11 protein-coding genes are annotated in these 8,385 nt (G+C 65.6%); 1 reads left to right on the forward strand and 10 read right to left on the reverse strand.

Translation table 11 applies throughout. The features are described 5' to 3' along the window. From ACI3K3_RS24945 to ACI3K3_RS24980, 8 genes are all read right to left on the reverse strand, one after another. The coding region (locus ACI3K3_RS24945; RefSeq protein ID WP_404918711.1) for a penicillin-binding transpeptidase domain-containing protein at nt 1–875 on the reverse strand (875 nt) is incomplete at its 3' end. 98 nt (nt 876–973) lie between these two features. Next, the gene (locus tag ACI3K3_RS24950; RefSeq protein ID WP_404918692.1) at nt 974–1,519 is read right to left on the reverse strand and encodes a hypothetical protein; all 546 of its coding nucleotides are present in this window, start codon (nt 1,517–1,519) and stop codon (nt 974–976) included. Then, nucleotides 1,516–2,541 (reverse strand): 16S rRNA (cytosine(1402)-N(4))-methyltransferase RsmH, encoded by a 1,026-nt coding sequence (gene rsmH, locus ACI3K3_RS24955; RefSeq protein WP_404918694.1) that lies wholly within the window; start codon nt 2,539–2,541, stop codon nt 1,516–1,518. The genes ACI3K3_RS24950 and rsmH overlap by 4 nt, the downstream gene beginning before the upstream one ends. Continuing rightward, complete coding sequence (locus ACI3K3_RS24960; RefSeq protein WP_404918696.1) at nt 2,538–3,035, reverse strand: division/cell wall cluster transcriptional repressor MraZ; 498 nt, start codon at nt 3,033–3,035, stop codon at nt 2,538–2,540. Before ACI3K3_RS24960 ends, rsmH begins: the two co-directional genes overlap by 4 nt. Before the next feature lie 317 nt (nt 3,036–3,352). After that, nucleotides 3,353–4,159: an ABC transporter gene (locus ACI3K3_RS24965; protein WP_404918698.1), complete on the reverse strand. Its 807-nt coding sequence runs from the start codon at nt 4,157–4,159 to the stop codon at nt 3,353–3,355. A gap of 25 nt (nt 4,160–4,184) precedes the next feature. Further along, nucleotides 4,185–4,556 carry a hypothetical protein gene (locus ACI3K3_RS24970; RefSeq protein ID WP_404918700.1) on the reverse strand — a complete coding sequence of 124 codons (372 nt, stop codon included), beginning with the start codon at nt 4,554–4,556 and terminating at the stop codon, nt 4,185–4,187. A 16-nt stretch (nt 4,557–4,572) separates the two neighbouring features. Then, the gene (locus tag ACI3K3_RS24975) at nt 4,573–5,583 is read right to left on the reverse strand and encodes a cysteine synthase A (RefSeq protein WP_404918702.1); all 1,011 of its coding nucleotides are present in this window, start codon (nt 5,581–5,583) and stop codon (nt 4,573–4,575) included. A 244-nt stretch (nt 5,584–5,827) separates the two neighbouring features. After that, the gene (locus ACI3K3_RS24980; protein WP_404918704.1) at nt 5,828–6,145 is read right to left on the reverse strand and encodes a 2Fe-2S iron-sulfur cluster-binding protein; all 318 of its coding nucleotides are present in this window, start codon (nt 6,143–6,145) and stop codon (nt 5,828–5,830) included. A gap of 105 nt (nt 6,146–6,250) precedes the next feature. Here ACI3K3_RS24980 and ACI3K3_RS24985 point away from each other — a divergent pair, with 105 nt between their 5' ends. Then, nucleotides 6,251–6,868 carry a DNA-3-methyladenine glycosylase family protein gene (locus ACI3K3_RS24985; protein WP_404918706.1) on the forward strand — a complete coding sequence of 206 codons (618 nt, stop codon included), beginning with the start codon at nt 6,251–6,253 and terminating at the stop codon, nt 6,866–6,868. Here the strand turns inward: ACI3K3_RS24985 and ACI3K3_RS24990 are convergent. Together ACI3K3_RS24990 and ACI3K3_RS24995 are read right to left on the reverse strand one after the other, a co-directional pair. Next, nucleotides 6,865–7,971: an acyltransferase family protein gene (locus ACI3K3_RS24990; protein ID WP_404918708.1), complete on the reverse strand. Its 1,107-nt coding sequence runs from the start codon at nt 7,969–7,971 to the stop codon at nt 6,865–6,867. The two genes, ACI3K3_RS24985 and ACI3K3_RS24990, sit on opposite strands and share 4 nt — an antisense overlap. A 13-nt stretch (nt 7,972–7,984) precedes the next feature. Beyond that, nucleotides 7,985–8,284, reverse strand: coding sequence for a 4a-hydroxytetrahydrobiopterin dehydratase (locus tag ACI3K3_RS24995; RefSeq protein ID WP_404918710.1), 300 nt, complete (start codon nt 8,282–8,284; stop codon nt 7,985–7,987). Between the last annotated feature and the right edge of the window lie 101 nt (nt 8,285–8,385).

Consider the following 8,385-nt stretch of genomic DNA (forward strand, 5'->3'; position numbering starts at 1 on the left):
CGGCGGCGCAGATCGGTGATATTGCCCGCGTCGAGCGCGGCGGCGACGGTGATCGGCTTGAAGGTGGAGCCCAGTTCGTAGACCTGGTTGGTCACGCGGTTGAACCCGCGCGGCACGTCGCCCGCCTTCGCCTGCTCCTCGGTAATCACGAGGTCGCTGGGCTGGACGTGGTTGGGATCGAACGACGGCAGCGAAGCCAGCGCCAGAATCTCGCCGGTATCAACATCCAGGATGACGCCCGCCGCGCCCTTGGCCTTGCTGAGCGCCATGCCCTTGCCCAGTTCGTCTTCCAGCGCGCTCTGCACGCGGAAGTCGATCGAGAGGGTGGCGGGCTGCATGCGACCTTCGGGGCTGGTGAGCTGCTTGTCGAAGGCCTGCTCCATGCCGACCTGGCCCTTGCCGAAGGTATCGACATAACCCAGCACCGATGCCGCCATCGAACCCTGCGGATAGAAACGCGTGGCTTCCTGCGGGTATTCCAGAGCCGGTTCGCCCAGCGCGTGGACCTTGTTGGCATCCTCGGGCAGGATCGACTTGCGCAGATAGCCGGGCTTGCCGGACGAGAGCTTGGCGATCAGTTCGGCCCGGTCGAGATCGGGGAAGATGCGGATGAGCCCATCGGCCACTTCGGCCGGCGTGTGGATCAGCGACGAGCCTTCGCTCATCGCCTTGGGATTGAACCAGAGCGAATAAGTGCGGAATTCACGCGCAAGCGGCACGCCGTTGCGATCGACGATCTCGCCGCGCTGGGGCACCAGCAGGTCCGAAAGGTCGCCGCCACGCACCGAAGGGCCGGTCACGCCCAGGAAGATGATCCGGAAAAAGGCTATCAGGCCGATCAGCGTGAAAACGCCAAGGATCCACAGCGTGCGCATCTTCGCCACCAGCAGCGACTGCTGGCGGACGTTGAACAGCTTGCGCCGGCCGGTCGAAACCGTGGTGGGAACCGCTCCGATCGGGAAGGCCGGAGCATTCACTGCTGGGCGGCCTCCGCCACTTCGATCCGCGCCAGGCGGCTGCCGAGGGCAGCGGCGTCACGCGCGATCTGCTCGCGCTCCGGATCGCGGTTCTTGCCGCCAGCTCCCTTGGGCTCGGGCTCTGCGGCTGCGCTGCCGTTCACCGGCGAGACCATCGCCAGAAGGCCCCCGTTGTCGGCCCCGGCTCCCTCGCCCGTCTTCTCGGCATTGGCATAGCGGATCGGCGCGGGCGCGCCCGGCCCAACCGGCATGCCCAGCGCGGCAAGCTGGCGCTCGCCTTCTATGTACTGCGCGGCCGTCGGCGCCTTGTAGCCGAACTCCACGTCGTTGAGTTCCTTGAGCGCCTGCTGGTTCGAGCGGGTCTGGAACTCCGTCTCCAGGAAGTTGATGTCCTGCTGCACCCAGACGATCCGCTTCTCGGTATCGTGGACCTGGCTCTTCACCGCATTGACGCGCAGGGTGAGGCCGATCGTCAGCGCCCCGCAGACCAGCAGCACGGAAAACCACCCAATCGAATGGACGCGATCGCGAGTGAGGTTCATGCGGCACTCCTGGGGTCTTTACGGCCATCATGGACCGTTTTTCTTGGGGGGGCTTCGGTGCGCACGGCGGCGCGCAGGGTTGCGGATCGGGAACGGGGATTGGCGGCAAGTTCCGCCTCCCCCGGCCGCACGGCCTTGGCTACCTGACCGAACGTCGCCTGCGGGCCGGAGCCGACCTGCGGCAGGTGCCGCGAGGTGGTCTGGGCCTGCCCGGCGGCGTCGCGCAGGAAGCGCTTGACCTTGCGGTCCTCGAGACTGTGGAAGGTCACCACCGCCAGCCGCCCCCCGGCGCTCAGCACGGTTTCAGCCCCTTCCATCCCGGCATCGAGTTCGTCCAGCTCTCCGTTCACGTGGATACGGATCGCCTGGAAGCTGCGCGTCGCCGGATCCTTCGGCGCGGAAGCTCCCTTGTAGTTTGCATTGTATCCCAAGGCCTTGCGGACCACGCGGGCGAGTTCGCCGGTCGTTTCGATCGGACGAGCCGCCACGATCGCGCGCGCCACGCGGCGCGACTGGCGCTCTTCGCCGTAGAGATAGAGCACGTCGGCAATCTCGGCCTCGTCGGCCTCGTTCACGAAATCGGCGGCGGACATGCCCGACTGGCTCATGCGCATGTCCAGCGGACCATCGGCTCCGAAAGCGAAGCCGCGCTCCGCCTGGTCGAGCTGCATCGAGGAGACACCGATATCCATGACGACGCCGTCCACGCTGGTGACTCCGGCTTCTTCCAGGCCCGCGACCATTTCGGAGAAGCGGCGCGCGTGCAACACGAGGCGGGGCGGATTGGCATCGAGTTCCGGCCATTTCGCGCGGTTATCCACGATTGCAGCGATGGCGTCGGGATCACGGTCGAAAGCATGGACGGTCGCGCCGGCATCGAGCAGGCGGCGGGTATAGCCGCCCGCGCCCAGAGTGCCGTCGACGATGACGTCGCCGCCCTGGGGGTTCAGGGCGGCGACGACCTCCTCAAGGAGCACCGGAACGTGGGGAACGCCCTCGGGTATGGTGCGAGAGGCGCTCATTTCTTCGACGCTTTCTGAAGTTCCTTGGCGGCAAGGCTGCGGCAGGCGGTCTGCGCGGCCTTCCAGCCTTCATCCATTTCGTTGAGGTTTTCCGGGCTCCACACCGTGAAGAAGCGGCCGTTGCCGCGGAAGTAGAGCTGGTCGGTGACATTGGCGAGCGCGGCCAGATCCTCAGGCAGGACGAAACGGCCGCTGCCGTCGAACGGTACTTCGTAGGAGGCGTAGATATCCGCCGCCCGCTTTTCCGCGTCGAAATCCTTGCCCGCGCGCAGGGCGATATCCTGCTGTTCGCGGATTTCCTGCTCGAAGTCCTGGATGCGCGAGAGACCGAAGCCGACAAGGCAGGGCCAGCGGTCATGGGTGGTCAGGCAGAGCAGGTCCTTGCCGCTCGATTCGCGCACAGTGCCGCGAAATGCATTGGGCAGCACGAAACGGTTCTTGTCGCGTAGCAGCGAGAAGCCCTGTCCGTTGTAGATGAATGGCTGCCCAGCCATGATGTCCCTGTTTCGCCCCTTGGCTTGCCTCTCGGGCATGACAGGGCTCTGCCCCACCGCACGGTCGCGCGATTGGGTCCGCACCCTGAGCACAGGGCACGACGAGACTCAGCCATTCCGATTGACATTGCTTTTATAACGGGAAATTCGGGGATTAAAGGGAAATGTGGGGATCGGCGGGAAATAATCGGCGGATTTCTTCGGATTTTAGACACGGGTCATCCCACCGGCCGTCACGTTAACAGCCTTTAAACTCTAAAAACGCCTGATATCTATGGATTTTCCCTGAGTTAAAGCACGTGTCCGTGCATCCCCGCTCAATCCCCACTTTCGGCACGAGCGATCAGCGCCGCCAGTGCTTTCCGCCGCTGGGTGAGCCTATCGGGATCGTCGCTCTCTTCCAGGATGGAAGCATCGGAAACCCCGAGAACCCGCCCCTTTTCCACCCGGCAGCGAGCGATGAGGCCTTCAGCCTCAAGCTGGCAGGTTCCGGGCGCATCCCCGGCTTTCCCCTTGATCCCGGAATTTCCCGTGAATGGTGCGCGGCCCCGCTTCTCCCCACTCTCCCCGAAATTCCCCGCGACACGGAAACGTCCGGGAAGGTTCACCGGGATCGCGCCAAGCGTGGTTTCGACCCGATGCTCGCCGGAGGGCTGCACTTCGTCGAACTCCAGGCGCAATCCCCAGCGGGACAGGATCGGCGAGAGCAGCACGGTGTCTTGCGGTCGACGCGGATCACCCAGGGCGTAACCGGTCGGTGCGGTGAGCATCGGGTCGGCAAAGACCAGAACCCTGCCGCCCTGCCGCACCCAACGGTCCAGCGCCACGTTTTCCTGCGGGCCGAGCGGGCGCGGCTGGGCCAGCACCAGCAGCGCATCGCGGGGCAGCGGCAGAGTGCCGCTCCCATCCGCCAGCGCATCCAGGGGGATCACCGGTCCCGCCGATGAGAGCGCGGCCAGGGCCCAGTGCCGTGGCCGTTCGGAGGCAAGCAGCGCGCGAATATCGCCGCTCTCGCCCCAGACTATCGGCAGGCTGGTATAGAGCCCGATCGGACGGCCGGATCGCGGCGCGGCCGAATCGCCACAGGCAGCGAGTGCCAGGGCGCCCGCCAGAAGCGTGACCAAGCTGCGCGGAATGCCGACCGTCGAATTACTGAACCGCAGTGCCGCTCGTTTCGACATCGGTGGCTTCAGGCGTCGGCGCGGGCGTTGGGCTGGGATCGGCCGCCGGCACCACGCCGATATCGGCAAGCGGGTCGCTCGCCGTCTTTTTCGGCTTCGCGTCCACGGCGACGACCTGCTGGATCGGATCGGTGGTGTCGATCAGGCGGGTGCGATCGTTGATGATGTTCGCCAGCCCGACGATCAGCAGCATGGCGCAGAGGCCGAAAAGCCCCACCTGCAAGCGATGCACGGCCTGAGAGCGCAGTTCGCGCGCCGTCGGCGGCACGAAGTGCTGCGGTGATGTGATCGGTTCGACCATCGTGACCCCGACCAGAGTAGGCGGAATGTGTCCTGCCATCGACAGACCGTTTACCTCAGGATTGCAGCCATGGGAAGACGGGCAGGTTCTTCGACTTCAGCCATTCCGGATTGTAGAGCGACGAGAGGTAGCGGAAGCCGGTGTCGCACAGGATCGTGGCGACGCGCGCGTCGGTCTTGCCTTCCGAAACCAGCTTGCGGCCAAGCGCGACCGCCCCGGCCACGTTGATGCCCGACGACAGGCCGAGGCAGAGCCCTTCTTCCGTCAGCAGTCGGCGCACCCATTCAAGGCCTTCCTCGTCGGAAATGCGGAACTGGGTGTCGATCGGCGCACCTTCGAGGTTGGCGGTGATCCGGCCCTGCCCGATACCCTCGGCAACCGAGCTGCCCTCGGCCTTGAGTTCGCCGTGTGCGTAGTAGTTGTAAAGCGCGGCGCCATGCGGGTCGGTCAAGGCGACGGCGATATTCTCGTCGAACGCCTTGAGGCCCAGGCCCGTGCCCGCGATCGTGCCGCCGGTGCCGGCCGCGCAAGTGAAGCCGTCGATGCGGCCTTCCATCTGCTGCCAGATTTCCGGGGCGGTGCTTTCGATATGCGCCTTGCGATTGGCGATATTATCGAACTGGTTGGCCCAGATCGCCCCCGGCGTTTCCTCGGCCAGGCGGCGCGAGGTATGGACGAAGTGGCCGGGATTGGAAAACGGCGCGGCCGGGACGAGCACCAGCTCGGCGCCGAGCGCGCGCAGCGTGTCCATCTTCTCGCGCGATTGGGTTTCGGGCATGACGATGATCGTCTTGTAGCCCAGCGCGTTGGCGACGAGCGCGATGCCGATGCCGGTATTGCCCGCCGTCCCCTCGACGATGGTGCCGCCGGGCTGGAGCAGCCCCTTCGCCTCTGCGTCGCGCACGATCCAGAGCGCCGCGCGGTCCTTCACCGAAGCGCCCGGATTGGCGAATTCGCACTTGCCCCAGATCTCGCAGCCCGCCGCTTCGCTTGGCCCCTTGAGGAGGACGAGCGGGGTGTTGCCGATGAGATCGAGAGTGGAGCGCTGGGGGATCGGTGCAGTCATGGCCGCACAGGTAGGAAGTGAAGGGGAAAGGCGCAAATGTTTTGCGCGATTATCTGCCGAAAGCGGATTTTCACCGCTTCCGGCATGGCCCCACCGTAGTCCCGGACCTGATCGGGGACCGCTGGCAGTTCTAGAGGCGATAGCTTGCGTGAGAGCGCCCTGCCGCGGCGTGGGCGGTCCACGGCCAGCGGTCCCGGATCAAGTCCGGGACGACGCCGGATCGCTCAGCCTTGGACGCGAATCCTCAATCTTCCTGCGCGATGGTGATCTTGCAGCCTTCGAGCGCCGCCGTGATCGGAACCTGGCACGACAGGCGCGAGTATTCGTTGCGGTGGTCCGAGCTGTCGAGCAGGTCGTTCTCGTCTTCGCTCATCGCCGGCAGCTTGTCGGCGAAAGCGGGATCGATGTGGACATGGCAGGTTGCGCAGGAACAGCAGCCGCCGCAGAGGGCCAGCAGTTCGTCGAAGCCGCTGTCGCGGATCGTTTCCATCAGGGTGCGGCCTTCGGCGGCCTCTACAGTAGATTCTTCGCCCGATTGGTTGATGACGATGATCTGCGGCATTCTCGTCGATCCTCTTTTGATATTGCATGTATCATAACATGCATGTTTCGGCCTTTGAGGCCGGCTGCTAATGGCTGCAACCCGCTTTTGCAAGGTAATCGACGAATGGGCCTGAGCGCTGACGCACTGAAACTGGGACTGGACGCCATCGCCGCGAAAGAGCCCGCCATCGCCCGCGCGCTCGATGCGGCCGGCTACCCAGAGCCGCGCCTGCGGCCGAGTGGCTATGCCACCCTGCTGCGCACGATCGTGGGCCAGCAGGTCTCGGTGGCGGCGGCGGCTTCGGTATGGAAACGCCTCGAAGACCTGCTGGGTGAGGGAATCGCGCCCGAAACCCTGCTGGCCGCGGAGTTCGACGCGCTTCGCGGATGCGGCCTGTCGCGCCAGAAACAAGGCTATGCACGCAGCCTCTGCGAACTGGTTGTCGCCGGGGCGCTGGATTTCGACAACCTCCCGCGTGACGACGAGGAAGCCATCGCCCAACTGGTGCGGATCAAGGGGATCGGCAGATGGTCCGCGGAAATCTACCTTCTTTTCGCGGAAGGCCGCGCCGACGTCTGGCCTGCGGGCGACCTCGCCGTTCAGGCGGGGCTACACAAGATCCTGGGTCTGGCGGAACGCCCGAGCGAAAAGGAAACGCGCGCATTGGCCGAGGACTGGCGCCCCTATCGCGGCGCCGCCGCGATCTTCACCTGGCACTGCTACAATAATCCCGCGCTTTAGGCTGGCGCCATGCGCGCGGGTTTGTCGAGAAAGCGCATCTCCATCCATCGGCGCAGACGCGGCGACTGGCGTTCCGTCAGGATCGATATCCCCGCGCAGGCCAGCACGATCAGCGCGATCAGTGCCGCGAAGACAGGGAAGCTGCGGCCGGCCTCCAGCCCCCAGGACCGCAGGAGCTGGATAAGGGGCCAGTGGAACAGGTAGAGCGTGAAGGAGAAACCGGCGAGCGTCCGCGCTGCCTCGCCGCACCGCAGGATCGCGCCCTCCCACCGGCTCGCCACCGGGCGCAAGGCCACCAGCGCCAGCGTCATCACGATGCCCATGAACACGTCGGAAAGCGCCCATTGCGACCATTCGGCATCGCCCGGCCACCAGGCCTTCAGCACCGGATTGAGCACGTCGTGATCGACACGGAACAGGGCAAGCGCCATCACAAGCGCGCCAAGGGCCACGATCGGCGCGGCGCCGAGCGGAAGACGGCGCGCGACCGGCGCATGGGTCAGAGCCACGCCGAAAAGCCACACCGGCATCAGCAGCAGGATCGCCCCGCCCGCCGCCACGCAGCCCATGGCCACGGCGACGACGCGCGACCAGCCGCGCAGGAAGAAGGCCAGCGCAAAGATCGCGTAGTACCAGACCTCATAGCAAAGCGACCAGTATGGCGGGTTCCAGACCGGCCCCGCCACGCCGGGCCAGGCGCTGATGAACGTCAGCGGCGCCAGGAGTTGCCTGGTCACGGCCAGCGCGTCTTCCGGGCTGTTGTCCATGCGGACCGGACCCGGCCCCGCCAGGAGGTAGGCGGCAAGCGTGCTGAACACCAGCGAGGGGATCGCGACCGGCAGGATGCGGGACAGACGCGCCACCGCATAGCGCGGCAGGCTGGACCGACCGCCCAGCACCGAAGTGCTGATGACCAGCCCGGACAGCACGAAGAACACGATCACGCAGTAGTGCTGCATCCGCACGCCGAACGGAAACCAGCCGTGATAGAGGCCCAGCTGGACCGCGTGTCCCACGGCGACCAGCAGCGCCGCGCCGAAGCGCACGAAATCCAGCACGACCGACAGCGGGCGCGTGAGAAAAAGCTCTTCGTGCTGCTTCACCGCAGCGCCCCTGTCAGGCCTGGGGCGCCAGGGCGTCTATGAAGCGCGCCATCTCCACGTCGCGGCGACTGAGCCCGCCTGCGTCATGCGTGGTCAGCGTGATCTCCACGCGATTGTAGACATTGAACCATTCAGGATGATGGTCGACCTTGTCCGCGTGGATCGCCACACGTGTCATGAAGCCGAACGCCTCGTTGAAATCCTTGAATTTCAGCTTACGCGAGAGAGCAAGGCCGTCTTCCGCCAGTTCCCAGGCAGGCAGCGCAGGCAGCGCTTCGTCGCGTTCGGCATCGGTAAGGCGGGCAATCGACATCGGCGACTCCGTGTGGGACGCGGCCAGCTTGGCACTCGTGGCCCTTTCCACTATCGCCTCAAGCCATGCAAGGGGCCTCCATCGCCATCGACGATCTCGCC

Source organism: Novosphingobium sp. ZW T3_23, assembly GCF_044987305.1.
Lineage (GTDB): Bacteria > Pseudomonadota > Alphaproteobacteria > Sphingomonadales > Sphingomonadaceae > Novosphingobium.